20 protein-coding genes and 2 tRNA genes are annotated in these 25,041 nt (G+C 38.1%); 11 read left to right on the top strand and 11 right to left on the bottom strand.

Annotation, left to right across the window (positions count from 1 at the left end):
* Positions 1–219: 219 nt before the first annotated feature.
* A complete protein-coding gene (locus BLR60_RS09245; protein ID WP_090499057.1) occupies positions 220–918 on the bottom strand; it encodes an SDR family oxidoreductase in 699 nt (232 codons plus the stop codon).
* 30 nt (positions 919–948) lie between these two features.
* Entirely contained in the window at positions 949–1,758 is an 810-nt protein-coding gene (locus BLR60_RS09240) for a 3-keto-disaccharide hydrolase (protein WP_090499055.1), read from the bottom strand.
* A gap of 206 nt (positions 1,759–1,964) precedes the next feature.
* Between BLR60_RS09240 and mtgA the strand changes: the two genes are divergently transcribed.
* Positions 1,965–2,693 carry a monofunctional biosynthetic peptidoglycan transglycosylase gene (gene mtgA / locus BLR60_RS09235; RefSeq protein ID WP_090499053.1) on the top strand — a complete coding sequence of 243 codons (729 nt, stop codon included), beginning with the start codon at positions 1,965–1,967 and terminating at the stop codon, positions 2,691–2,693.
* 74 nt (positions 2,694–2,767) lie between these two features.
* On the opposite strand, the gene BLR60_RS09230 is transcribed toward mtgA, so the two are convergent.
* The 3 genes from BLR60_RS09230 to BLR60_RS09220 all read right to left on the bottom strand — a co-directional run bounded on the left by BLR60_RS09230 (position 2,768) and on the right by BLR60_RS09220 (position 6,049).
* Complete coding sequence (locus tag BLR60_RS09230; protein ID WP_167354709.1) at positions 2,768–5,179, bottom strand: AsmA family protein; 2,412 nt, start codon at positions 5,177–5,179, stop codon at positions 2,768–2,770.
* Positions 5,180–5,277: 98 nt separating this feature from the next.
* The gene (locus tag BLR60_RS09225; RefSeq protein ID WP_090499049.1) at positions 5,278–5,565 is read right to left on the bottom strand and encodes a YciI family protein; all 288 of its coding nucleotides are present in this window, start codon (positions 5,563–5,565) and stop codon (positions 5,278–5,280) included.
* A 4-nt stretch (positions 5,566–5,569) separates the two neighbouring features.
* Positions 5,570–6,049, bottom strand: a complete 480-nt coding sequence (locus BLR60_RS09220; RefSeq protein WP_090499047.1) for an ABC transporter ATPase — start codon at positions 6,047–6,049, stop codon at positions 5,570–5,572.
* Positions 6,050–6,099: 50 nt separating this feature from the next.
* Here BLR60_RS09220 and BLR60_RS09215 point away from each other — a divergent pair, with 50 nt between their 5' ends.
* Positions 6,100–6,585, top strand: coding sequence for a hypothetical protein (locus tag BLR60_RS09215; RefSeq protein WP_090499045.1), 486 nt, complete (start codon positions 6,100–6,102; stop codon positions 6,583–6,585).
* A 1,188-nt stretch (positions 6,586–7,773) separates the two neighbouring features.
* On the opposite strand, the gene BLR60_RS09205 is transcribed toward BLR60_RS09215, so the two are convergent.
* Together BLR60_RS09205 and BLR60_RS09200 are read right to left on the bottom strand one after the other, a co-directional pair.
* Entirely contained in the window at positions 7,774–8,562 is a 789-nt protein-coding gene (locus tag BLR60_RS09205) for a (Fe-S)-binding protein (RefSeq protein WP_090499041.1), read from the bottom strand.
* Positions 8,563–8,666: 104 nt separating this feature from the next.
* Positions 8,667–9,962 (bottom strand): 4Fe-4S dicluster domain-containing protein, encoded by a 1,296-nt coding sequence (locus BLR60_RS09200; RefSeq protein WP_090499039.1) that lies wholly within the window; start codon positions 9,960–9,962, stop codon positions 8,667–8,669.
* A 228-nt stretch (positions 9,963–10,190) separates the two neighbouring features.
* Here BLR60_RS09200 and BLR60_RS09195 point away from each other — a divergent pair.
* Both BLR60_RS09195 and BLR60_RS09190 read left to right on the top strand, forming a co-directional pair.
* Positions 10,191–10,263, top strand: a tRNA-Phe gene (locus tag BLR60_RS09195).
* A 271-nt stretch (positions 10,264–10,534) separates the two neighbouring features.
* Positions 10,535–10,607, top strand: a tRNA-Phe gene (locus tag BLR60_RS09190).
* Positions 10,608–10,691: 84 nt separating this feature from the next.
* On the opposite strand, the gene BLR60_RS09185 is transcribed toward BLR60_RS09190, so the two are convergent.
* The gene (locus tag BLR60_RS09185; protein WP_090499037.1) at positions 10,692–11,117 is read right to left on the bottom strand and encodes an SRPBCC domain-containing protein; all 426 of its coding nucleotides are present in this window, start codon (positions 11,115–11,117) and stop codon (positions 10,692–10,694) included.
* A 361-nt stretch (positions 11,118–11,478) separates the two neighbouring features.
* On the opposite strand from BLR60_RS09185, the gene BLR60_RS09180 reads away from it, so the two are divergent.
* Positions 11,479–13,077 (top strand): S41 family peptidase, encoded by a 1,599-nt coding sequence (locus BLR60_RS09180; RefSeq protein ID WP_143009052.1) that lies wholly within the window; start codon positions 11,479–11,481, stop codon positions 13,075–13,077.
* Between the two features lie 67 nt (positions 13,078–13,144).
* Here the strand turns inward: BLR60_RS09180 and BLR60_RS09175 are convergent, their stop codons facing one another.
* Together BLR60_RS09175 and BLR60_RS09170 are read right to left on the bottom strand one after the other, a co-directional pair.
* A complete protein-coding gene (locus BLR60_RS09175; protein WP_090499422.1) occupies positions 13,145–13,747 on the bottom strand; it encodes a Rossmann-fold NAD(P)-binding domain-containing protein in 603 nt (200 codons plus the stop codon).
* Between the two features lie 64 nt (positions 13,748–13,811).
* On the bottom strand, positions 13,812–14,096 hold the full coding sequence (locus BLR60_RS09170) for a hypothetical protein (protein ID WP_090499035.1): 285 nt from the start codon (positions 14,094–14,096) through the stop codon (positions 13,812–13,814).
* 104 nt (positions 14,097–14,200) lie between these two features.
* Here BLR60_RS09170 and BLR60_RS09165 point away from each other — a divergent pair, with 104 nt between their 5' ends.
* Positions 14,201–14,683: a GNAT family N-acetyltransferase gene (locus BLR60_RS09165; protein ID WP_090499033.1), complete on the top strand. Its 483-nt coding sequence runs from the start codon at positions 14,201–14,203 to the stop codon at positions 14,681–14,683.
* A gap of 82 nt (positions 14,684–14,765) precedes the next feature.
* Here BLR60_RS09165 and BLR60_RS09160 read toward each other — a convergent pair whose 3' ends face one another.
* The gene (locus BLR60_RS09160) at positions 14,766–17,183 is read right to left on the bottom strand and encodes an outer membrane beta-barrel family protein (protein ID WP_090499031.1); all 2,418 of its coding nucleotides are present in this window, start codon (positions 17,181–17,183) and stop codon (positions 14,766–14,768) included.
* 205 nt (positions 17,184–17,388) lie between these two features.
* Here BLR60_RS09160 and BLR60_RS09155 point away from each other — a divergent pair, with 205 nt between their 5' ends.
* The 5 genes from BLR60_RS09155 to BLR60_RS09135 all read left to right on the top strand — a co-directional run bounded on the left by BLR60_RS09155 (position 17,389) and on the right by BLR60_RS09135 (position 24,781).
* A complete protein-coding gene (locus BLR60_RS09155; protein WP_090499029.1) occupies positions 17,389–18,396 on the top strand; it encodes a sensor histidine kinase in 1,008 nt (335 codons plus the stop codon).
* 68 nt (positions 18,397–18,464) lie between these two features.
* Positions 18,465–19,199 (top strand): LytR/AlgR family response regulator transcription factor, encoded by a 735-nt coding sequence (locus BLR60_RS09150; protein ID WP_090499027.1) that lies wholly within the window; start codon positions 18,465–18,467, stop codon positions 19,197–19,199.
* Positions 19,200–19,902: 703 nt separating this feature from the next.
* Positions 19,903–20,370, top strand: a complete 468-nt coding sequence (locus tag BLR60_RS09145; protein ID WP_090499026.1) for a pyrophosphohydrolase domain-containing protein — start codon at positions 19,903–19,905, stop codon at positions 20,368–20,370.
* 15 nt (positions 20,371–20,385) lie between these two features.
* Positions 20,386–21,243, top strand: coding sequence for an alpha/beta fold hydrolase (locus BLR60_RS09140; RefSeq protein WP_090499024.1), 858 nt, complete (start codon positions 20,386–20,388; stop codon positions 21,241–21,243).
* Positions 21,244–21,394: 151 nt separating this feature from the next.
* Complete coding sequence (locus tag BLR60_RS09135) at positions 21,395–24,781, top strand: DEAD/DEAH box helicase (protein ID WP_090499023.1); 3,387 nt, start codon at positions 21,395–21,397, stop codon at positions 24,779–24,781.
* The last annotated feature ends 260 nt before the right edge of the window (positions 24,782–25,041 follow it).

Raw genomic sequence — 25,041 nt, 5'->3', positions numbered from 1 at the left:
TATTTTGTAACAAAGTCAACCCAATTAGTCGTATATTTTGTAACAAAGTCAGGGCATTTGTATTTCTAAAATAATAATTAATACTATAAAATAGGCTAACAATGACGTAATTAACAAAGTCTACGGGAAACAATTAACGCTTCCCGCAGTAAAAATAAAGAACAATTTATTCATGCTGTAGAATTAAACTACATCTTCATTTCATATCTTCCATCCTTACTATCCCTTCGGTGTTGTTGGTCTGATTTCTATCTTGCTGGGTAATGTTCTTGCTGGCATAGCCAATAAATCAACAATCAGTTTGCCCATATCTTCCGGCTGGATCTTCCATGCATCGTTTTCACTATCAGGCTGATGATCGTTAAAGTGGCTCGCTACCGATCCCGGCATAATGGTACTCACCTTTACACCATATTTTCTTAAATCAAGCATAACCGATTGCGTAAAGCCTGTTAAGCCAAATTTACTGGCATTATAAGCCGATCCTCCGGCAAAGAAGTTTGTGCCTGCCAGGCTGGAGATGGTAAAGATATGTCCTCTAGTCTTTTTGATTTCTTCAACCGTAGCTTTAATGCTGTAGAAAACACCTGTTAAATTGGTATCAATGGTTTCTTTCCATAAATTGATATCCAATTCATCAACTGGTGCAAAATGACCAATACCCGCATTGGCAATCAGTACATCCAATTGTCCCCATTTTTCGATGATCAGATTTACAGCATCCTGCTGAGACTTAAAATCTACAACATCTGCTTCAATAGCCAATACATCACCATGTGCTACCAAATGTGATGCAGCCTGGTTTGCGCTGGCAATCGTTCTGCTTGTAATGGCTACTTTATAGCCTTCTTTTAAAAGTGATTCGGCAATGCCGAAACCAATTCCTTTGCTTCCGCCTGTAATTAATGCTACTTTCATGTTCTTTTAACGTATATCTGTTAAAAATGTTTACTTAGATTTTGAAGCGGATGTTATAGGGAGCTGTTTGATTTCGATATCTTTAAAATCTACCGGCTGTCCTTCGCTTTGTAGAGCAATAAAACCAGATTTAAGTGCTTTGCCATCTATTTTAATTTTCGGGTCGTAACGGTTCGCTACGCCTCCGCCAATTTGAGGTTTGCTATATTGTAAAACGGTATCGCCGTTTATAATATGCTTTACAAGCGAATCGCCTAGCACAATCAATTCTGCAGATACCCATTGATCGCCATCGTATGTTTTAGATTTAGAGTCCAGGCAATGTCCATCATATAACTTCCCTTTATAAAAAATATCGGTACCGGGCGAACACATATTTCCTGTGGGGCGGGGGCGACCATCGCTCAAACCACCTAAGAACTGCATCTCAATCGAAATTGGCCAGTCTTGTTCCTTAGGCATTGTTTTCGGATCCTGAGCATGGAACATCACACCGCTATTGCGTAACGTATAATCAGGTGCGCCTTTTTGCAATTCGCCAACGAAACGATATTTTAACTTTAAATGATAATATGAAAAAGGTGTTTTGTAATAAAGGTGGCCGAACTGATCATTAAAATCGCCATATTGATCATATCGAACCTGGATAATGCCATCTTCAACCCTAAAAGTATTGCCGTAATTTACATTATAATCGTGATGGTGGATTTTAACATTCCAATCCTTGATGTCTTTCCCGTTAAAAAGTGTAATCCACTTTTCAGACTTATTATTGATGTTTTTAGTAGTGCTGCAGCCCCATAAGCTAAGGGCAAGAAATAGGTAAGTAAGTTTTTTCATTGGGTTAATCATTCGTGGTTCCAATATTCGGTTTTTCTTGTAGCTAGAGAATGAGAACAGTTGATTCTCTGTTGGTCTAAAATACATAAACAAACTTATTTATCAGCATAAATAACCCTGTTAGGTGTGTGTGCTGAATCAATATAGGCGCAATTAAGGCCGTCATTATCGCTTCATTTTCCATCTCTTTAATTACCTTTGCGCTTATGGCAAAAACGCGGGCAACCAAGACCAGAAGCAAAGCAAAACATCCTCTGCTAAAGAAGATTACCAATGTGGCTACAAAAGTATTTGTATATTTTTTATTGGTTTCTGTATTTTGGGTTATTGCGCTTCGTTTCATCAATCCACCTATTACCCTTTTAATGGTTCTGCGGAATATTGAGCGTAAAGCAGATGGAAAACCTTTTAAAACAGAAAAAAAATGGGTAAAATTTGAAGATATTTCTGATAATATGAAAAGGGCAGCCGTTTCTGCGGAAGATCAGCTTTTTTTAACACATATTGGTTTTGATATGAAAGCCATCGAAAAAGCTTTTGCCAGTAACGCCAAAGGGAAAAAGGTAAAGGGTGGAAGTACCATTTCGCAACAGACGGCTAAAAATGTTTTTCTTTGGCCTGGCCGATCATGGATCAGAAAAGGTTTCGAAGCTTATTTTACTTTATTGATAGAGCTTTTTTGGAGCAAAGAAAGAATATTAGAAGTTTACCTGAACGTAATTGAAATGGGCGACGGAATTTATGGCGCCGAAGCTGCTGCTCAAGCGTATTATGGCAAATCGTGCACAAAATTAACCAAGAAACAAGCTGCTTTAATTGCATCCTGTTTTCCAAACCCCAGAAGGTGGACACCTAAAAATGCAACGCCATACATCAGACATCGCCAATACCTTATCTTAAGAAATATGAACAGGTTAGGACCGCTTGATTTTTAGTCCGCAGTCTAAAGTCCTGAGTCTTCAGTCCATTTATCGACTAAGGACTTTGGACTCCAGACTTGGGACTAAAACTAGTCGTGATCCTTGTTCCACCTGATTTTTATTCCGCCGTTTTCGTCATCAATGGCTTTTAAATGCAATACAATGCCACGCATACGGGCTTCTCTTTTTTCTGATTTGGTTAGGTTCTCATCGCCCTTTGGATTTCTTAGTGGAATGTCCATCTCTACATTTGTACCAGTTCCCAAAGCGTAAATGCCTTTTACGTTAAAGTTTAAAGCGCTTGAGTTTACCTGCATTGGACTGATTTCTACTTTGTCACCGCGCACGTTAAGAGTTCCATCAAGGTTTTTGATTTCAACGTTTGACAGGTTCCTGTTTGCAAAAGCAAATTTTCCAACCTTAACCATCGGCTCGAAATTAACCAGTGCAGCATTGTTCAGGTTGAACACCACTTTACCATTTATCGATCGCGGAAGAATTTTTCCTGTGTGCGATATTTTTCCTGAAATGTTAGCCAACGCTGATAAATAACCTTTTAAATTTTTATTGGTAATGGTATTTTGGCCAAAGTTATCAAACGAATAAAAGAAATCTTTCACGCTTACATGGCTAATTTTCGAATTGATTTTAAAACTGTTCGAGGCTGCTTCCTGCATAATATTCCCATTTAGCGATAATTGTCCGCCAGCATGCATGACGCTTATTTTGTTGAAAAATATCCCCCCACCACGTAAAGAAATGTCGGCATCGAGGTTTTTGGCAAGGAAGTTATCATAAATCGCTTTATCTACGGTTAAACGGATGTTCATTTTGGAGAGCTCTAAGACATTGCTCAGCTCTTTGGAAACGACTTGTTTATTGCTACTTGTCTTTTTCTTTGCTGTTCTTGGTCCTAAGAAGGGTAAAAACTCTTTTAGGTAAAGTTGAGGGCTCGACATTTTTAAATTGACCAATATTTTTTCAGGCGCAGTATAATACAGGTTGGCAAAGTTGGCAATGCTACAGCTTACATTGAGTTCGCTTTTTCCCAATTGGAAATGCCCATTCTGTATGGATAAATCATTTTGGTTAAAATCGATGTCTAAAGCACTTTTTACCAGATGTAGTTTTCTTGGGATGTAAAGAATGTCGGCATCGGCGATTTGTATTTTACCCGAAACAACCGGTTTGGTAAACCTGAAATTATCAATATCAGCCTTGCAGTATAACTTTAAGTTGGCTGTTCCGTTTTTAAATTCAAAATCGTTTGTGCCTAATGAATGGTTTAGATTAGTTAACGGGAATTGCGAGGTGACCAATCCAGTGGCAATCGGACGAGCTAAATTATTTACCGTGAACGTATCGATTTTAAGCGGTGCATTAAAATATTTTGCGGTGAGCTTATGAAACTTAATGGACGAGTTTTCGTCGCCAATAATGCCGCCAACGGTATCGCGATTGGTAAAGGAGCCATCAAAATTACAGGCTGTTAATTTGCCCGCCGGGATAGAAACCACATTATCCCTTACTGTTATGCCAACGTTAATCAAAGGATCTCCATATTTTCCTGACCCGTCGTCGATAATATTTCCCCGGATATTGATCGGTTTTTCAATGCCAAATTTTAGCAGTTTGGAGGAAATATTGGGTGATAAGAGTAAAGCAACATCTCTGAATAAAATATCATCAACAGCAATGCTAATGGCAAAAGCAGATTTAGCCAATTCTATTTTGGCACCGATTTTAAATGGGTGACCACCAATATTCAGGACTTCTGGACTTAGGATAATCGCATCCAGATCACGGCTATAATGCGCATTTAAGGTGCCATCTAAAGTTTTATCTTTCAGAAAGCTACCTTTACGGGTATTAAAGGCAAAGCTATTTACTTTTGTCTGTAACTTAATTTTCCCCGTCCAGCCACTATCCGGATATTCCATCCTACCCTGGATCTGATCAATGTTAAAATTGAACAGTTTAAATCTTTTTTTATTATCCAATACCAAACTTACCTGGTTAAAATCAATCTTTTTAACCTCCAGCGCTGAGGATTTTGGCGATGATTTTTTATCGGTTTTAGGCTTACTTTTAAAGATACTGGTATTGCTATAGCCTGTTGAGTCGGTATAGATATAAATGGAAGCATTATTGATGGCAATCTGCTTAATATTGATATTGCCTAAAATAAGCGAGAGTACATTTAGCGATACATCAATATCCTGTGCTTTTAACAGATCGTGTTTATGCCGCGCCCATAAGCTATCCCTTAACAAAACGCCATTTAACGAAACAGAAACACCCGGAAAGCTTTTTAGCAGCGTAGGCTCCATGCTTGTAGCGGTAATCTGTCCGTTTAAATTTTTATTCAGTTGCGAAAGGATAGAAGACAATACTTCTTTTTTATTTCGGCTGATGTAAAAAGCGCCTGCCAACCAGGTTAAGATAATCAGGATAACGAAAACCGATACGATTTTTAAAGAGATTTTAAGCCAGCGCTTCATAAACATGATTTGATTTAATCAATATAATGTTTTTTGTTAGCTAATTGTTTGGCTTACAATAAAAATAGCTGCAGTAGGAGCAGCTCCAATAAATCAATTTAGCCTAAAAGCGATTCCAGATCAGGATGGTATTGTGAGGTGAAGAAATGTGTAATGGTGAAGTCGGCCAAACGGTGTTTATAAAATGGGTCCTCCATTAAAATTTTCTTTAATTCATTCTCATCTTTAGCCAGGGCCAAAATAATTCCACCAGTTCTGGGCACCTTTCTGCCCGAAGCCACAAAAATATTCTTTTTGTAGTATTTCTTTAAATACTGCACGTGGGCTTCCATATGGGCATCTAACTCGGTTAGCGGAACGATATATTTAAGATCTACAATGAACATGGGCTTATAATAAATGTGCGAAAACAGTAGAATGCCAGCTGTTTTTAAAAGGAACTTCCCACTTCGTTTCAAGCTCCGCCAGGTTTTGAACCATATTGTTAAATACAATAGTTTCTGGTGTTACCTGCTTTATATTTACCAGGGTTTCAAAATCTTCCTTGCTGTTTACCACCACTTCGCCATTTACCTTATAGGCAATATTGAAACGGTTAAAAAGATCTACGTGATATTCCTGTTCAATTTCTTTGATCAGACGAACGGAGCTATCAATAGAACAACCAGTAACACCTGCCTGACTTTCATCAACGGTTAGGACAATAAAAAAGCCATAACGTATTTCTGCTTTTGCAAGCAATTCATTTCCGTGCGCTGTCCATTGGTTCGTAAAAGCCGCTAACTTGTTTAAGATCTCAGTTTCTTCAGTAGAAGTAAATTTGCGATCGCTTTGGTATATCCAAACTCTTGATTGTGGAGAAAAACTCATATACAAATTTACGATTTTAATTAAATTGCTGTGTTTAAAACGCTAACCCGATGAAAAAGTTTACACGCTGCTTGAAAATGTCCCTACTTCCGGCTTGTTGTATGTTTTTATGTGCTTTTTCCGACCCCGAATCCATGGAGCAATGTGCCAGCTATCTCCATAAAACATTTACCGATCATTATGACAACAGCCAGGAAAGCGACCGGATAAAACGCTACGAGTTAAATGTTACCAACAATGGCTTTTGCCGTTACAAGCGATATTTTAATAACGGTAAAACAGAGTATTTCGCATTCAAGCTGTCGAAATTTAAAGATATGGACTATTATGGTACAACCACTTCGGGTAAATTATATATCCATACCAAAGGTGATGATGTGATTGTACAGACGTATAAAGATAAGGGGGGCGATGTAGATTCGATGGCGACCCAGGTTATTATCCCCTTAAAAAATATGGAGGCAGAAGATTTAAATCTCATCCGCGATAACCTGAATAAAATTAATGCAGAGGTTTCGATTCTTCAAAAGCCATAGATAAAGAATTAACATTTGAGATATTGCAATTGCTTTCCAAGAATAAGCGAGATTGCATGGTGATATAAAGATTTTTGGCTGCTTTTGGAGCGCAGTGTCATTCGCTTTTTTTAAAGTTATTCCTGCTCTCCGCTTTATCCCCGATGAAGGATCGGGGGATGCCGCTCTGATTAGGGCTACAAACTTGGGCTTGTGGCACGGAAAACCGGCATAGCAGCAGGAAAATGGCTAAGCTAAACCTGATCGAACGGATGCCATTTTTCATGGCAGGAGGTAGAGCAGGAAGAAATTAGCCTATAGAGAACTGCAATTGCTTTCCTAAAAACTAAGCAAGCACTACAACCGCATGTTGGTCAACAATTAATAAATAAAATTAGAATTGTTGATCGTTTTTTGGAGCGCAATGTCATTCGCTTTTTTTAAAGTTATTCCTGCTCTACGCTTTATCCCGATGAAGGATCGGGGGATGCCGCTCCGATCAGGGCTATAAACCTAAGTCTGTGGCACGGAAAACCGGCATAGCAGCAGGAAAATGGCTAAGCTAAACCTGATCGAACGGATGCCATTTTTCATGGCAGGAGGTAGAGCAGGAAGAAATTAGCTATGGAGAACTGCAATTGCTTTCCTAAAAAATAAGCAAGCACTACAGCCTCTTGTTGGTCAACAATTAATAAATAAAAATTAGAATTGTTGATTGTTTTCGGAGCGCAATGTCATTCGCTTTTTTTAAAGTTATTCCTGCTCTACGCTTTATCCCCGATGAAGGATCGGGGGATGCCGCTCCGATCAGGGCTATAAACCTAAGTCTGTGGCACGGAAAACCGGCATTGCAGCAGAAAAACAACCAAGCTAAACCTGATCGAACGGATGCCATTTTTCATGGCAGGAGGTAGAGCAGGAAGAAATTAGCCTATAGAAAACCGCAATTGCTTTCCTAAAAAATAAAGCATCAGATGATCATTTAAAATTGTTTGTTTTTGAGCAAAGTCATATGTCGTTATTCTTCGTGCAGGCGGGAATTTTAAAGCATTTGCATTAAAATTATTTAGTAATTTTTTTGTTTTTTTTTATTGGTGCTCATGAGTATTACAGGGTTCCAGTCGGGTTAGGAATGACGAAACCTAATCCCCGGGATTAAACTTACAATTACGCTAATGATATAGCTCCTTTATTTAGGTTAAACGATGGCTACAGCCCATTTGCCCTTGCCGTAATCTCTGCAATATCCAATACCTTAACTTCCTGTTCTTTATCTTTTAGCTTAATGCCATCACTTAACATCGTCATACAGAACGGGCAACCCGCTGCAATAACCTGTGGACTGGTTTCTAAAGCCTCATCAATACGTTCTACATTGATGTCTTTATTTCCTTTCTCTGGTTCTTTAAACATCTGAGCGCCACCGGCACCGCAGCATAAGCCATTGCTTTTGCAGCGTTTCATTTCTACCAACTGCGCATCAAGTACCTCTAAAGCTTTTCTGGGGGCTTCGTAAATTCCATTCCCGCGACCCAGATAACATGGATCGTGATAGGTGATTTTTTTGCCTTTGAAACTTTCTCCACCTTCGGCTTTCAGTTTGCCCTCGTTAATTAAATCTTGTATCAGTTGCGTATGGTGGATCACTTCATAAGTGCCGCCTAAACCGGGATATTCATTTTTAATGGTATTGAAACAATGTGGACAACCCGTAACGATTTTTTTGATGTTATAAGCGTTCAATACCTCAATATTGGTCATGGCCTGCATCTGGAAAAGGAATTCGTTCCCGGCTCTTTTGGCAGGATCTCCTGTGCAGCTTTCTTCTGTTCCTAAAACTGCATATTTAATACCTACATGATGTAAGATTTTGCAAATGTCGCGGGTAATTTTCTGCGCTCTTTCATCGTAACTTCCGGCGCAACCTACCCAAAATAATATTTCTGGTTCTTCACCTGCGGCCATTAACTCGGCCATTGTAGGGACTTTAAATTCCATTTGTCTATTATCTAGTATCAAGTATGAAGTATCGGTATCAAGACTTCATGTAATTATTTTAATTTATTTTCAACTGAAAGCTGTTAACTGAAAACTGCCAAATGCTAACTTTCTTGTGCCCAGTTAAAACGATCAGCAGGAGAGTACTTCCATGGTGCCTGGTTATTTTCAATATTGCCCAGCATCGCATTAATACTTCCCGGTGCCTGCGATTCTTCCATCACGGCAAAACGACGTAACTCCATAATAATCTGTAATGGATCTATATTTACCGGACAAGCCTCTACACAGGCATTACAGCTGGTACAGGCCCAGATCTCTTCTCTGCTGATGTAATCGTCCAATAACGATTTCCCGTCCTCATGCGTTGCGCCATGTTTATCAATATTCTGGCCCACTTCGGTAATCCGGTCGCGGGTATCCATCATAATTTTTCTCGGCGATAAAAGTTTTCCTGTAATATTTGCCGGGCATACCGACGTACATCTTCCACATTCAGTACAGGTATAAGCATTCATCAGGTTTACCCAGCTTAAATCGGTTACATCTTTGGCGCCAAATTTACCCGGTTCGGTTTCAGCTGGAACAAACGAAGGATCGAGCATCGCTTTTACCTCATTGGTAACCGAGGCCATATTGGTAAATTCGCCTTTGGGCTCCAGATTGGAAAAGTAGGTGTTTGGAAAGGCAAAAAGAATATGGAAATGTTTCGAATAAGGCAGGTAATTTAAAAAAGCCAAAATACCGATAATGTGGAACCACCAGCAGCTGCGTTCAACAATAACCAACGCACTTTCTGATGATGGTAAGATGTTGATTAAATACTGGCTTACAGGGAATGCACCGGCATTAACATAATGGCTGGCGCCCAAAAGCTGGAGTTTTGCATCTGCTGCATTCATGAACAAAAAAGCACTCATTAACAAAATCTCGGTGATAAGGATATAGTTGGCATCAGATTTTGGCCAGCTTTTCATCTCTACACCACTAAAGCGTTTAAGTTTTAGGATGTTTCTGCGGACAAGAAAAATGGCACAGGAAACCCAAACTGTAAGGGCCAGGATTTCGAAAGAGCCGATCAGAAAGTTATAAAGACCACCTAAACCGTTAAAAATACGGTGGGTGCCGAATAATCCATCAATCATGATTTCCAAAACTTCGATGTTGATAATGACGAAGCCGATGTAAACAAAAAAGTGGAGAAAGGCAGGGATAGGGCGAACAACCATTTTCGATTGCCCGAAAGCTACCCGAATCATGGTCATTAATCTTTTTTGCGGTTGATCTTGTCGATTTACCGGTTTGCCTAAGCGGATATTGCGAATTATTTTACGCAAGTTAACTGTAAACAGCGCAATTGCTGCAAGTGTAAGTACTAGAAAAAGGATCTGTGCTACCATGCAATATTAGATTGTCATGCTAAAATAGGATATTAATCTAAATAAATTACTATGCATGCATAAAAAAATAATAAAAAATATTTGTTTGTATTCATTCTAAAAAACGATTAAGGCCTGCTTTTTGAAAAATTAAAAATTAATTAATTGATAATCAGTGTTACAATGAAATAATCGAAAAAAAGTTTTGCTTTTGAAAAAAGAACACTACATTTGCAATCCCAAACGGATGGTGCCATAGCTCAGTCGGTAGAGCAAAGGACTGAAAATCCTTGTGTCCCTGGTTCGAATCCAGGTGGCACCACTTCCAAAAGCCTTTCAGCAATGAAAGGCTTTTTTGGTTTCTATACTTTGTCTATTATTTCGGAGATTAATTGATCTGATCGCTAAAACCCGTTGGGTTACATTGATTCATAAAATTGGTAGAATAAATAAAAAATTTTTTTGGATGGCATCTTATTGATTGTCAGAAAAATGAAGTTATTCGGTTAAATTGTTCTGTATTTTTTTAAAATAAATTCAAATCCTTTTTTGGAATTGGAAAAAAGAATACTACATTTGCAATCCCAAAAGGGGGTGCCATAGCTCAGTCGGTAGAGCAAAGGACTGAAAATCCTTGTGTCCCTGGTTCGAATCCAGGTGGCACCACTTCTAAAAGCCTTTCAGTAATGAAAGGCTTTTTTGGTTTTTAAGAGATTTTTTAGTCTTATCTTTTTTATTATTTTGAGTTGTTCATCCTTTTTCGGCTATCTCTTTCACTTTAGCTAAGGCTTTTGGCCATGTTTCCTGAAAGTATTCGACCCATTCTTTAACGATGTCCATATCGATCAGTAGCTCGGTTATGCTGTCTTTCTCGTTCAAGGTGTAGTTTTCGAAAGATTCGCCCCAGTTGTGCAACGTTTCTTTCCCATCTTTTATTTCGCCGATGTGTTTAATGGACAGATATTGATGGGGTATATTTTCATGGATTACCGCAAGCATACCATTTCCTTTGCCATCACCAAAAATTGCCCTGCTTCCTTTTTTCCAGTCGGTTTCTACCTGCGATCCTTCAGCAAACACAGCAGTCCATTTGGGGTAAGTTTCTACACCAAAGAGTACTTCCCAAACTTTCTCTTTTGTGGCGTTGATGGTGGTTTTAAATTTAATTTTTTCCATAAGGTATAATTTAGGTTGTCATTGGTTTTTACTAAAACTGAATTAAGACTTACATTTTAATATTTTGATTATTAATTTACTCTAACAAATATGCAAATGATCTGATTGACTGAAGCGGTGTAAAGGCGACAATTTATGGGGGCATAGCGGTTAATACCTGAACACTTTTTAAAATATCTCTTGAAATTTAATAAATATTACAGTGACAAGAATTTAATCGGTAGATTTACGTACTTCATTATGCAGGAATAAACATACAATATTTTGAAAGGAATGAAGTTTTTGGATAGATAAAACTTTATTGTGAACAACCTTAACATTGCCTAATACGTATATTGAACATTATACTACAATAATCTCTATGAGAAATAAGAAATTCTTTTACCTGGTAATACTAGGTTTTTTAAGCTTCGGAGCAATTAACGGCTGTAAAAAGAGCAGTACAGTACCGGAGACCGAAACTCCACCTGTTGTGACAACACCTAGCGGAACGCGGGATGAATTGACTAAAGATTCTATTTTTTTATACGGCAAGGAACTTTATTATTGGAATACTTCGCTGCCAGCGTATGACGTGTTTAATCCACGAAGATTTAGTTCGAATGAAGCTGAACTTTATGCCATGACACAATATTCCTTAGATCCTACAACAGGAAAGCCATATGAATATGTAAGTAATTCTGGTGAACCTAAATATTCGTTTTTCGACTATACTGCAGCTACTACAGGAAAAACAGGGTCGCTTAAAGCAGATGTAAACGGTTCGGCAAATGATTACGGTTTTTCTGTTCAGTACAATTACAATAGTACCACAGACCTGATGGTGAAATATGTTTATCCAAACTCGCCGGCAGCATCGCAGGGTTTAACCCGTGGCTGTAGGATCACCAGTGTGAATGGAAGAACCGATCTGACCTATCCTGGTGCGGTTAATTTTTTAAATAACGCTATTTTTGGCACAAACGCGACGGTTACCTTAGCTTTTAATGATATTGCTGGTAACCCGAAATCAGCTGTTATTTCAAGCGGTACATATACGGTTAATCCGATCTTGTTTACAAACGTTTACACAGCTGGCACCAAGAAAGTAGGTTATATTGTATTTAATAGTTTTACCAATAATGCTTCTTCAGCAATAAGTGCAGTTTTTTCTAATTTTGCAACGCAGGGTGTGAGCGAAGTGGTTGTTGATTTACGCTATAATGGTGGGGGCTATGTTTCAACAGCTATCGAAATGATCAATCTGATGGTCCCCGCCGGTGAAAACGGTAATACGATGTTTACCTCTTATTACAATAACTACCTGCAAACCATTACTACTGCTCAGCGAAAAATCTCTGTTTTGGCACACCAACCGCTATTAGATGATGCAGGTAAATTGCAAACCTTTACTACAGGTGTAAACGGAAAGTATGCTACTTATGCAGATTTAAATTATTCGTCTACAGCAGCCGATAATGTAGAGAAGTTTGCAAAAACTGGCGGTTTAACATTAAACAGGGTTTATTTTATCGTAACGGGGTCTACTGCATCTGCGAGCGAGCTCACAATTAATAGCTTAAAACCGGTAATGGATGTAAAGCTAATTGGGAGAACAACGTACGGTAAACCTGTAGGTTTCTTTCCGATCAGAATAGATAAGGTGGACATGTATATTCCAGAATTTGAAACCAAAAATAAACTTGGTGTTGGTAGCTATTATTCTGGCCTTACCGTTGATAAAGAATCGCCGGAAGATTTAAGCAAAGCATGGGGTGATGAAACCGAGACCTTGTTGAATTACGCATTAACGTATGCTAAGAATGGTAATTTTGTAACTACAGCGAAAAAAACGTCTAGTTTAAGCGCTACAACCACAGCAGTACCAAAATTATCGATAGCTCAATTAAGGGAGCTGGACCAAAAGTTGGATCTAAATGGCTTTAAGGGGATGGTTATGACACCTCATAAGAAATTTTAACAAAGTGCAAATAAAAATGCCCGCTTAACATCTTTAGTTAGCGGGCATTTTTTGTTTAAGATCGTATTTACAATAGTATTTTACTGCTGATGTCTTTATTGATGGTAATGTACCCCGGATATTTAACAGGTGTACTGCCCAGCATAAAGGTTGGTCTTATTTTAATGGTTAATAAACCTAATTTTTCATCTTTTGATGATGACCCTTTTTTTGCAGCCTTAATAATATCGTTAAAAACATTTCCATTAGATATCAAACCATAGATATTGCTCACCAACTGTACCGGAACAGTGACGGTTTGACCTTGGGCAATGCTCACATTCTGATTAACAATGCCTTCTGCCAGATCAGTATTATTAACCAATATTTTATATTCAAACTGGTTTATAGCTGCTAAACTACTAGATGGATTGGTTATTTCTAAATTCAGGTTTGCTCTTAAAGGAATATCTTTTCTTAATAAGCCTAATGCCACCCCAGGTAAGCTGGTTAAACTAAAGCTTTGCTGATCCATTAATGTTTTAACATCAGTACCTGCAATCGATACTTGTTTTACTCCGGTAATCTTGTAGTTGCAGTCTTCCAGGGCTTTTATCTGCTGTGCCTGCCTGTTTATCCCACAGCCAAAAATGCTTATGGTAAATAGGAAAAGCAATAGTTTCTTTTTCATATCATTCATAACGCCAAAATACTAAAACTATTTCAGCTGCAATATGCGTTTAACCAAAATTAACTTAGGCGCTAGGTGTAGCGGTTTCAATATCATCACGCTCATCATCAGCGTCAGTTTTACTTTCTTCAGCTGGTTTTTCCGTCGTATCTGCTTTTTCAACTTGGTCATCAGATTTTGCTTTTTCCTGATCTTCAGCTTCTCCTGTTTTTTGAGCAGATTCACTTGGTTGAGCTGTTTCCTTTTCTGTTGATGGCGTTACAGTTTCTATTTCCAGCTGTACATTATCTGTTGGTTTTGGATGATCGTTGCCCTGTATTGTGTCTTTTTTGTTTTCTTCGTTTTCCATGGTGTAAATCTATTTTAATATTTATAATGGAATTCGATTGTATTTTGTTTGCTTTTATTTTAAAACAATAGGTCGTTTTTTAATTTTACATAAAATTATTAGATATGGCCATAACCCTTAGGAAGATCACTCCAGCAGATAATATTGCTACTGCTTCCATGATCCGATCGGTTTTAAAAGAATTTAAAGTAGACAAGCCAGGTACTGTTTATACCGATCCGACAACCGACGATTTGTCGACACTTTTCGAACACCCTAAATCGGCTTATTGGCTGGCCGAAGAGGATGGGGTTATTATTGGTGGCTGCGGTATTTACCCGACAGATGGCTTGCCGGACGGTTGTGTCGAGCTCGTTAAATTTTATGCCCTTCCAGCCTCTCGCGGTAAAGGTATTGGCAGAATGCTGATGGAAAAAAGCATAACATCTGCACAGCAATATGGTTATAATGAAATTTACCTGGAGTCTTTTCCGGAACTTGCCAAAGCCATTACCATGTACGAAAAGGCTGGGTTTAAAAAACTCGCAGGTCCGCTGGGCAACTCCGGCCATTATGCCTGTAATATTTGGATGTTATTGGTTTTGTAGCTGGTTTAATTATTGAAACGGATTAATCGGTTAACTGTATAACACCAGTTCAGTTAACCGATTTTTTATTTAACTATCGTTCTTAATTTTTGCCTACCCTGTTTTCTTCATCGCTTGTTCCGGTTTGTCTTTTACGGGCAGTTTTGATTTTCATGTTCCCGAATTTATAGGTGAAACTTAAGTTTATCCTGCGGCTTTCCCATTCGTTTTGCCAATAGGTTTTAATGTTATTGTACTCCAGGTTGGCCCTAAATTTACTCGTATTAAAAATATCGTTTACTTTTAGTGCCAGTGTGGCATTTTTGTTCCAGAATGATTTTTTAGCGCCAATATTAAGTTGATAACTTCCTAAGCTTCGGAAAAGGCCGGAAACAGAAGGTGAATCGTAAAAAGCATAAGCCGATAAGCTATAGTTTTTTGGTAAGGTAATGGTATTATCTGTTATTACAGACCAGTTCCAGGAGAAAGCATTGTACCCATTTCCCTGTACGGCTGATTCGGTACGGTTAAATCCCGCAGAAACTTCGGTACTGTTGTTCCACCATTTGGTTACATTAAAAGGACTCCCTGTGGCCATGTAAAAGTTTGTCGTGCGGTTCAGGTTTTCTGGTCTGGAGATACTTTCTTTTGTACTATTGTTCTGATAAACCACTTCCGATATCGAACCATTGTTAACCGAATAACTTAAAGTAAGCACCCTGAAGTTTTTAATCGAGTAATTAAATTCGAAACTATTGGCATATGATGGCTGTAGTAGCGGATTTCCTTGCAGGGCAGTATATGGATCGGAATAAAAGGTAAATGGATTTAAGCTACTATATGATGGCCTGTTGATACTCTTACGGTAGGCGGCTGTGATGAGGTTGTTCGAGTCGAGTTTTAAGGAAACAAAAAGCGTGGGAAAGAGCTTCCAGTATTTTCGGTCGATTAAGGTATTGGTGCCTGATGAGCTGCCATTACCTAAAGTTTGTTCTGCGCGTAAACCTGCTTTGATCTGTATATTTTTAAAACTTTGATCGAGTGAAAGATAGCCTGCATTAATATTTTCGTTGTATAAAAAAGCATTGGTTCTACCGGGATCGTTAATCCATCCTGCTGTTTTTAACGAGTCGAAACGGACATCGCTCTGCGATTTTACCCAGCTGCTTTTCCAACCGGTTTCCATTTTGAGTGTTTTTGAAAAATTTAAGCTATAATCAGCCTTGATGGAGTAGATAGAAACGTTGCCCATGCCTTTATTGCGTAAATCGATAGGATTGCCAATCAACTGGTCGTTTGCATCCAGGTAATTATTGTTGAAAGTTTCGTTTTTACTATTATCGTATTGCACATAATCGGCATCAAAACCCAGTTCTCCTCCTAGTGTATCCGTTTTAAAACGGTAGTTTAGGTTAAAGGCCTGGTTTTTTTCAGTATTGCTTTGTGGATTGAACATGGATGTTCCGCCCATTTTCATACCGGCCGCATTATAATTCACCGAACTGCTGTTTACTTTTGTCTCTTCAGGAGCAGTAAAGCCTTTTACCATTATGCCTAATGTATGTTTCTCGTTGATAAAATAATCGCCGCCGGTAGAATAATTTAAGCTGTTGGTTATCGGGTGCCAGAAATTAAGCTGGTTATATTGTTCATCGCCAATGGTTCTATTTAACGTTAACCTGTTGTATGAGTTAAAATGTCCGGCGTCTAAGCGTACATAAGTGCTTACCTTGCCGATATTGTAATTCAGGTTGGTGCCTGCGTAAACTTTTGCATAACGGCCATAGCCACCACCCAGATTCATATTTCCGTTAAATCCCTGCATTTTATTTCTTTTCAGTTTAATGTTGATGATCCCTGCCGTACCTGCGGCATCGAAAGAAGATGGAGGATTAGAAATCAGTTCTATTTTACTTAATACAGATCCGGGCAGCGATTTTAGGTAAGTGGTTAATTCCAGGCCCGTCATGTAACTGATCTTACCATCAATCATTACATTGATTCCTTTTTTACCTTTCAGAACAATGTTATCGTCCTTGTCGAGTTTTACACCTGGCGACCTGCTGATTACTTCCAATGCATTATCACCTGCGGTATTCATCTGTTCTACGTTTACAATCACCCGGTCTGCTTTTTGATCAATTACCGGCATTTTTGATATAATGTTTACATCTTTCAGATTTTGGGACCGGTCTGTCAGTATGATTGATGGAACTTTAATAGGCATATCTTTTCCTTCAAATGGTGCAGATTGATTTTTACCGTAACCCATCATTAATGCCTTAACGAGGTATTGGCCAGGTTTAACGTTGGCAAACTCATAAATTCCCTGTTGATTGGTAACCTGTAAGGCAACTGAAGCCGAATCGGGTAGGTGGACTAAAGCAACTGAAGCATAATCAAGTGCTTTATTACTTTTATCGGTAACAGTTCCTGAGATTTTAATGTTTTGAGCAATAGCGCTTTGAAGGCTAAAAATAAGCAAAATAAAAAGAGCAGATTTAAATAAGCGGTTCATCATCGTGTTGTTTTATAATTGACGATTCAAAGATGAAACAGTTGCCTATATCTGAAAATTAAATAATCCCAACCCTTTAAAATATTATCCCAATGCTTTTTTTGGCAATAAAAGGTATTGATCCTTAAATTATATAGGTTGGGATAATTATTTGCTGGTTTGGAATAAGAAAATAGGCAGTTAAAAAAGCTTTGTATAGTTTTATGGCATGAAAACAATAAAAATCATGTCCATTCATATTCTCTGCTGGATACTCGTATTAGGCTATTTTTATGGTGGTCATTTAATTGATGGAACAACTTTTAGCAAGGCAGCTTTGAGTATCTCTATGAATTTTATACAAGTGATAGAGTTCTACATCTGTTACTTATGGGTATATCCAAGATTTTTAAAAAAGAATAAAGTCCTTCAGTTAATTGGTGGCATTTTGTTTACCATCGGGGTATTTATTGCACTTAGGTATTTAATAGAAGAAGTGCTTTATTTAAAATGGCTTGGTTTTCATAACTATGATGACCGTACAACTGCCTGGGAATATATCTCAGATAATATTTATTGGAGTATTGGGTTCATTGTCACACCAGCTGCGGTTTATGGTATCGAGCAAAGTTTTAAATCTGAGCAGATGCACAGAAAACTTAAAGAAGAAGTGGTTAAAGCAGAACTCTCATTTCTCAAATCGCAGATCAATCCACACTTTCTGTACAATACTTTAAATTATGTTTATTCCCTGGCTATTCCTGTTTCTGATAAACTGGCCAATGCTGTTTTGCGTTTATCAGATTTAATGCGGTATACACTGAACGATAGCCCGGATGGCAAAGTAAGTTTAGATAGGGAAGTAGAATATCTTGAGAGTTATGTGGCATTATTTAAGATGCGTTTTGAACCCAAATTTTATGTCGACTTTACAACCGAGGGCATTGCCAATCAAAAAATAGCTTCGCTGATATTGATCCCTTTTGTTGAAAATGCTTTTAAACATGGTGTGGTGACTGATGAGGCCCAGCCAGTGCGTATTAGACTCAAAGTACAGAACAAACGATTAAGTTTTGAAGTAAGCAATAAGATCAGCCATGCACAAAAAGACCACTCAAGCGGTATAGGTATGGTAAATATCCACCGGAGGTTAGATCTGATCTATCCCGAAAAACATGAATTGTTAATTTCTAACAATGGTAATACTTATAAAAGCACTTTGATCTTACATCTCTGATGCATAATTTGTATCATTGAAATATTTAGTTCGCCAAACGCTAACCACCAAACCCTAAACTTTTACCTATGATCCGTTGCCTTGCTGTTGATGATGAATCTTATGCCTCAGATATTATTGCTGCCTTTATCCATAAAACCCCATTCTTAGATTTGGTTGGAACCACTACCAATGCTTTTGAAGCACTTAACCTGGTTCAGGAAGGAAAAGTAGACCTTGTTTTTTTGGATATACAGATGCCGGAATTGACGGGAATTCAGTTTTTGAAAATCTGTGGCGGTAAATGCAAAGTAATCTTAACCACGGCCTACCCGGAATACGCTTTGGAAGGCTTTGATCTTGATGTGGTAGATTATCTGCTTAAACCGATCTCCTACGAGCGTTTTTATAAAGCAGCTACGAAAGCGCAACAGATTTTAATGCCAGTAGCGCCTGTTCAGCAAGAAGTTGTTATACAACAGGCCGCACAAGGAAACGATTTTATTTTCATCAAGGGCGATACCAAAAACAAATTTATCAAGGTTAATTATGAAGAAATTCTCTATATAGAGGGGTTGAAAAACTATGTTTCGGTGTATACCGCCAGCCAAAGAATTGTGACTTACCAGGCACTGCGTGAGTTGGAGACTGAACTGCCTCAGCCCCCTTTTTACCGCATACACAAATCGTATATTATTTCTCTCGAAAAGATTAAAATGATAGATGGAAATACTGTTTACATTGGCGATCAAGCCCTTCCCATCGGCGAAACCTATAAGGAAGCGTTTTTTAAAGTGGTGAGAGAGGGGAAGAAGAATGGATAGTTTGGTTAATTGTATAAATCGGTTAACTGGTTAATTGAGGTATAGTTGGTTATTGTTAGATTGTTCAATTGTTGGGATTGATCTCCGGTAAACCGTTTTATATCTTCATGTTCTTAACCCCTTAATGGTAAAAATGTAAAGAGTAAAACTCAAGGTAAATCTTTGCAAATCTGTGTTGCTACAGCAAAAAAACTAACACATAGATTCTGAAATAAATTCAGAATGGCGTGTCTCTTTTAACTCGTGCTTAAAAAACTTAATCCTCTTAATCTTAAAAACGCTGTAATGCTTTGGCTCCTGGAATCATTAAGAAATTAAGGTCATTAAGGATCATACGGCAAATTCAAACTTCATATTCTTCATGGTAGAAAATAATGGCTAAAACTCAAGATAAAAAGTAAATTCCGTGCAATCCGTGTTTCCGTGGCAAAGAAAATAACGATATAAATGAATCTATTAGCCCACTGGTTGGTTTACAATTCAGCAATAAAGCAATTCAAACATCAATTAACCAGTTAACATTCTCACCAGTTTTCAGTTGGCAATTTGCAGATAACAATTTAGCAATCTAACAATTTTTACCACGGGACAATTAACCAGTTTGAACAATCAACCGGTTAACCTGCCAGTGTGCATAAATTCTCCCTAATGTTTCTTTCGTTTTTTTTATGTTTGCTGCATCAAGATCAAATTAAATACCACCATGCAAGAAACAAATTCGCTCAATCAGGTTGCAGAGTTTCACACTACCTTTAAACATCCCATTTTGGAAAATCCGGTAATTCCTTCAAAGCAGCGGGCCAATTTGCGTATTTCGCTTTTAGCAGAAGAGTTGAAAGAATTACAGGAAGCCGTAGAAAATGATGACCTAGTAGAAATTGCGGATGCGCTTTGCGATTTGCAATATGTTTTGGCCGGTGCCATCCACGAATTTGGCCTGGGTGGAAAATTTAAAACGTTATTTGATGAAGTTCACCGCTCTAACATGAGTAAAGCCTGTAAAACGGTAGAAGAGGCCGAACAAACCATCCGGTTTTATTTAGATAAAGACGGAACCGAATCTTATTACAAAGAAATAGACGGACTGTTTTTGGTGTTCAGAAAGTCTGATGATAAGACTTTAAAATCGATCAACTATTCGCCGGCTGATTTAAAGTCACATTTGGTTTAAATTAAAAAGGTAGTATTGAAAAGGCTAAAACAAATTGTAAATCAGCTTAAATTAACACAGGCAACACCTGATGCAGCACTAATGCGCGAATTTATTTTTTATTCGCCCAAAATGCCTTTACGCTTACATCAGGAACAGCTTATTGCTGCATCAAAACAGTTTAGCCTTCCCGTTTTTGATACCTATTTTACTAATTCCAACGTAACTATTAACTACTTTAGCTGGGGAAATGGAAAACGAAAAGTGTTGCTTACTCATGGCTGGGCCTCAAAAGCTTTAGATTTTTATGAACTGATTATTGAACTCCAGAAAATAGAAGACCTGGAGATTATCGCTTTTGATGCACCTGGTAACGGAAGTTCAATCTCCGAGTTTTCCAACCTGATGTTATATGCAGATTCAGTAAAATCGATTGTTTTAAATTATGCACAACCTGATGTCCTGATCGGACATTCACTTGGTGGTATGGCCAATGTGATTGCATTACAGGCGCTTGGTTTAAATCCTCATTTGCTCATTAGCATTGCACCATTAATCAGGTTGAAAGAGAATTTTGAGCAGAGTTTAGACTCGGTAAATATTGGAGTTAAAGATCAGGATGTGTTTTTTAGCAACTTTGCCAGAGAATTTCCCGTGCCTGCCGATCATTTTAACCTGACTGAACTTTATCAGTTAAGTCCTGATTTAGATCATTTTCTGGCTTATGATCCTGCCGATCATATTTCACCATACCCATTTCTAAAAGAATTTTTGGATAAATACCCCACTATTAGTTCAAAACCTTTTGAAGAGGTGGGCCATTATAAAATCCTCAGATCGGTTGATGTAATTGAAGATATTGTAAAGCGAATTTCTTCGCTTCCAGTGCCATAATAGTCATTTTCACCGTTGTAGTACACAGCATATATGGTTTTGCTATACTAAAAAATCATTTATATTGATTAATGGTGTATAAAAAACAAAAATGGAGTTTTAGCTAAAACTTATTATTGATTACTTTTATCATTCAGCTATTTTAGTTTAAATGAGTGAACAGGAAACCGTGCATCCAGTATCAGAACAAAATCCTTACGATTATATTTTAAAGGATTTTAACCTGAAAGATCTCAGCCAGATTGTTATCCTCAGACATCTAAGCGGATTGATCCATACCGATGTTAAAGGCTTTTATCAGCTCTTTCCAGAACAGGTTGAGGTCGATTATGCAGCTTTTAGCGATGGAGCTTCTGGATTGCCTTTTCCAATCGTTCAGGTGCAGCAAAATGAAAACTCGGTAAAACTCTCTTGCCGTTGCGCTACACCGAAACATAAGCTATGCGAACACCAGGCGAGGGTTTTGTACAATATCCTGCAGCGCCAGGATCTGCTTATTTTTTTCGATAGTAACCTGCGTCAACAAAAGCTCGCTAAAATTGCAATCGATTACGGGTTGGAAAAAGAGGCGCATCTCGATCTGCTGTTCAATCTCCGTTACGAAAACGGCCAGGTTGCCATCCGGCCAAAAATGGATGCCCTCCAGCCATTTAACAAAGAGGCCCAGCAAAATTTACAGGAACTTTTATTGCCCGCTAATCAACCTAAAGCAAAATTGCCAATTAAAAGCGATTCAGATCAAATGATCCTGGTTTTTGGGCAGCACCGCTATTATAATCATTTAACGGTAGAATTATTCGAAGCCAAAATTACTAAAAATGGCAAGGTCAAAAATCCTATTAAAGGAATCAATCCGGCTGATTTACTGTTTAAAACTGATGATAATGATCAGATAAAGTTTTATAGCGGCATTGCTGCTTTTCAACAGCATTATAATCAGGATCAAAGTGAGGTAGAAATTGAAGCCTTGAAAGCAATTGTTAAAAATCCGCTACAGATTCCTTTTTACCTGCAAGATAGTAAGCAGGCTGGGACTGTTCAAGCCTCCACCATTACTGCCGTTGATGCACATTTATTGGAAGTAGATTTACACCTTTCAGTAAATCAGCGCGATGATTACTACGAAATTACAGGTCGGTTGATTATCGAAGGAAAATCATACGAGCTGGATAACCTGGTATTGGTACACCAGTATTTTGTGAAACTTCACAACCAACTTTATTTAATCGGCAGGCTAGATTTTTTGCGGGTAATCGGGTTTTTCAAAAAACAGAGTAACAGGTTAATCCTGCATAAAACCAAATATCCAGAATTTCAAAAAGTTATTCTGGTGCCTTTAGAGGGTAGCATCCGTGTTGATTATTCTTATTTAAAACCTGCTACCAAAACCCAGATCGAAGAAAAAGGTTTTGATCTAGAAAACGAGCAGTTAATCTACCTTTCAGAATCTGAAGATTATATTCTCCTTACCCCGGTAATGCGATATGGAAACCTGGAAATTCCTGTGCTTTCTAAAAAGCAGATTCAGGCACAAGATAAACTCGGCAATCTTTTTACCCTGCATCGTGATGAAGCGGCTGAACTGCAGTTTATTGGGGATATTTTAAAACAACATCCACATTTTTATGATCAGGAAACCAACGATTCTTTTTATCTGCACCGTAAACGGTTTCTGGAAGAAACCTGGTTCTTGGATGCTTTTGAAATATGGCGGAGTAAAGGCATTCATGTTTTAGGATTCAACCAGCTCAAAAACAATAAACTGAGCGAATTTCAAGCTAAAATTAATATCGAGGTGCTCAGCGGAACAGATTGGTTCGAAACCAAAGTAAAGGTGAAGTTTGGCAAACAACAGGTGGCGCTGAAACATCTCCATAAATCGATCAGGAACAAAAGTAAGTTTGTAACACTTGATGACGGCACCCAAGGCATACTTCCTCACGAATGGATAGAAAAATTTTCTGCTTATTTTAATGCCGGTGAAGTAACAGAGGATGCCATTCTAACACCAAAAATTAAGTTTGCTTCTATAAACGAACTTTACGAAGATGCTTTGCTGGATGGTGAGGTAAAAAATGAATTAAAACTGTACAAGCAAAAGTTTGACGGTACTAATTCTATTCAAGAAGTAGAGGTACCAAAAGATTTAACCGCAACTTTACGCCATTACCAGAAAGATGGCTTAAACTGGCTCAACTTTTTAGATGACTTTAACTTTGGCGCTTGTTTGGCCGATGATATGGGATTGGGTAAAACCATTCAGGCTTTGGCGTTCATTCTATCACAGCGTGAAAAAGTAAAACACAATACCAATCTGGTGATTGTACCCGCCTCATTAATATTTAATTGGAAGGCCGAAGTAAAGAAGTTTGCACCATCTATAAAGGTAAAAACCATTTATGCTGGCGAACGGACCAAAACCACCGATACTTTCGATGATTACGAAATTATTTTAACTTCATACGGAACGTTGCTTTCTGATATCCGTTTCCTGAAAGATTATCGCTTTAACTATATCTTTCTAGATGAATCGCAGCTGATTAAGAATCCCGATTCGCAGCGTTATAAAGCAGTTCGGATGCTTCAATCGCGAAATAAAGTAGCGATGACGGGAACACCGATTGAGAACAATACCTTTGATTTATATGGGCAGCTGTCATTTGCTTGTCCCGGTTTGTTTGGCAGTAAACAACAGTTTGCCGATTTATATTCAACTCCTATCGATCAGTTTAAGGATAGTAAAAGGGCAGAAGAACTCCAGAAAAAAATAAGACCGTTTATTCTCCGCAGAACCAAAGAACAGGTAGCGAAAGAGCTTCCTGATAAAACTGAAATTGTACTGTATTGCGAAATGGGAGCGGAACAGCGCGAAGTGTACGAAGCGAACAAAAAGGAAATTCAGGATTATGTTTTAGGTAAACAGGAGGATGAGCTGCCTAAAAGTTCGATGCATGTATTGAAAAGTATTACCACTTTAAGGCAGATCTGTAATTCGGCAGCCTTACTGGCTGATGGAAAATCTTATCTGCAGGCTTCTTCAAAAATTGATGTATTAATGGAACAGATCGAAAGTAAAGCCGGTAAGCATAAAATTCTTGTTTTTTCTCAGTTTGTAACCATGCTCGATCTGATTAAAAAGCAATTGGAAAATAAAGGGATCAGGTATGAATACCTCACCGGGCGAACACGAAAAAGAGCTGAAGCAGTTGCATCATTTCAGGAGAATGCCGATATTCCGGTTTTTCTGATCAGTTTAAAAGCCGGTGGTACCGGGTTGAATTTAACAGAAGCGGATTATGTTTACCTGGTTGATCCCTGGTGGAACCCTGCGGTAGAGAACCAGGCCATAGATAGGGCATACAGAATTGGCCAGCATAAAAATGTAATGGCTGTTAGATTAATCTGCCCCGATACGATTGAAGAAAAAATTATGAAACTTCAGGCAACTAAAAAAGATCTGGTTAAGAATCTGATCCAAACAGAGGGTAGTTTCTTTAAAAATTTAACCAAGAAAGAGCTGTTGGGCTTGTTGAGTTAAGTATTTCTATTCTAGATCGATCGTCATTTCGAGCGGAGTTGCAACGAAGTCGAGAAATCTATCGACCTTGATTCGATTACTATTAATTTGTGGTGATAATTTTTAGCCTCTCTAACTTACTCGATCGTCATGCTGAATTTATTTCACTGTTGTCCGGAGAAAATATTTTTGCTTATAAAAAAAGGGTAGCGATAAAAGCTACCCTTTGTGCTGTTATATTTGAGTTACCACACCTAAATACAACATGGGCAAAAATACAT

It is taken from the genome of Pedobacter terrae (assembly GCF_900100705.1).
Taxonomy (GTDB): Bacteria; Bacteroidota; Bacteroidia; order Sphingobacteriales; family Sphingobacteriaceae; genus Pedobacter; species Pedobacter terrae.
The sequence above is the reverse complement of the archived record's forward strand: the minus strand, read 5'-3'. Positions and strand labels throughout refer to the sequence as shown.

Coding starts and splice junctions, on each gene's coding strand:
- BLR60_RS09205 (WP_090499041.1), bottom strand. CDS start 8,562: ATGGAATTTAAAGTCCCTACAATGGCCGAGTTAATGGCCGCAGGTGAA.
- BLR60_RS09220 (WP_090499047.1), bottom strand. CDS start 6,049: ATGAGTTTTTCTCCACAATCAAGAGTTTGGATATACCAAAGCGATCGC.
- BLR60_RS09215 (WP_090499045.1), top strand. CDS start 6,100: ATGAAAAAGTTTACACGCTGCTTGAAAATGTCCCTACTTCCGGCTTGT.
- BLR60_RS09200 (WP_090499039.1), bottom strand. CDS start 9,962: ATGGTAGCACAGATCCTTTTTCTAGTACTTACACTTGCAGCAATTGCG.
- BLR60_RS09155 (WP_090499029.1), top strand. CDS start 17,389: ATGAAAACAATAAAAATCATGTCCATTCATATTCTCTGCTGGATACTC.
- BLR60_RS09150 (WP_090499027.1), top strand. CDS start 18,465: ATGATCCGTTGCCTTGCTGTTGATGATGAATCTTATGCCTCAGATATT.
- BLR60_RS09145 (WP_090499026.1), top strand. CDS start 19,903: ATGCAAGAAACAAATTCGCTCAATCAGGTTGCAGAGTTTCACACTACC.
- BLR60_RS09180 (WP_143009052.1), top strand. CDS start 11,479: ATGAGAAATAAGAAATTCTTTTACCTGGTAATACTAGGTTTTTTAAGC.
- BLR60_RS09240 (WP_090499055.1), bottom strand. CDS start 1,758: ATGAAAAAACTTACTTACCTATTTCTTGCCCTTAGCTTATGGGGCTGC.
- BLR60_RS09160 (WP_090499031.1), bottom strand. CDS start 17,183: ATGATGAACCGCTTATTTAAATCTGCTCTTTTTATTTTGCTTATTTTT.
- BLR60_RS09225 (WP_090499049.1), bottom strand. CDS start 5,565: ATGTTCATTGTAGATCTTAAATATATCGTTCCGCTAACCGAGTTAGAT.
- BLR60_RS09165 (WP_090499033.1), top strand. CDS start 14,201: ATGGCCATAACCCTTAGGAAGATCACTCCAGCAGATAATATTGCTACT.
- BLR60_RS09185 (WP_090499037.1), bottom strand. CDS start 11,117: ATGGAAAAAATTAAATTTAAAACCACCATCAACGCCACAAAAGAGAAA.
- BLR60_RS09170 (WP_090499035.1), bottom strand. CDS start 14,096: ATGGAAAACGAAGAAAACAAAAAAGACACAATACAGGGCAACGATCAT.
- mtgA (WP_090499053.1), top strand. CDS start 1,965: ATGGCAAAAACGCGGGCAACCAAGACCAGAAGCAAAGCAAAACATCCT.
- BLR60_RS09230 (WP_167354709.1), bottom strand. CDS start 5,179: ATGAAGCGCTGGCTTAAAATCTCTTTAAAAATCGTATCGGTTTTCGTT.
- BLR60_RS09135 (WP_090499023.1), top strand. CDS start 21,395: ATGAGTGAACAGGAAACCGTGCATCCAGTATCAGAACAAAATCCTTAC.
- BLR60_RS09245 (WP_090499057.1), bottom strand. CDS start 918: ATGAAAGTAGCATTAATTACAGGCGGAAGCAAAGGAATTGGTTTCGGC.
- BLR60_RS09175 (WP_090499422.1), bottom strand. CDS start 13,747: ATGAAAAAGAAACTATTGCTTTTCCTATTTACCATAAGCATTTTTGGC.